We start from the raw sequence: 438 nt of genomic DNA, 5'->3' as shown, positions 1-438 counted from the left end.
CAGATCGGGCAGATGGTCGTGATGCGACAGGCCGTAATCGATCAGCACAGCCTCGCCGGAGTCGCGGAACATGATGCTGCTCGGCTTGATGTCGTGATGGATCACGTTCTGCCGGTGCAGGTCGGCGAGCGCGGTGGCGATCTTCGCGACCAGCTGCCGCGCCTCGTCGTAGGGCAGCGGAAGGTCGGACAGCCGCTTGTAGAGCGTCGTGCCGGGGATGCGCTCGATCACGACGTAAGCCTGATGCGCGAAATCGCCGGTGCCGAAGCAGGCCGGCACGTGCGGCCCCGACAGGCGCGGCAGGATCATCATCTCCATCTCGAAGGAGACGATCGCGGCGGGATCCTCTCCTTCCGAGACGCGCGGGATCTTCATCAGCAGCGGGCGGTCGATGCCGGGATGCGTGACGCTCCACAACGTCGCCATGCCCCCGGCATG

1 protein-coding gene is annotated in these 438 nt (G+C 66.0%); it reads right to left on the bottom strand.

The window, feature by feature from the left end:
• Positions 1–426, bottom strand: a 426-nt coding sequence (locus AACY19_RS27415; RefSeq protein WP_339454624.1) for a serine/threonine protein kinase, incomplete at its 3' end; no start/stop codon positions are given.
• Positions 427–438 lie beyond the last annotated feature (12 nt).

Source organism: Pseudomonas sp. EA_5y_Pfl2_R50 (genome assembly GCF_963970475.1).
Classification (GTDB): Bacteria; Pseudomonadota; Gammaproteobacteria; order Pseudomonadales; family Pseudomonadaceae; genus Aquipseudomonas.
This window is presented reverse-complemented; position numbering and strand designations above follow the sequence as displayed.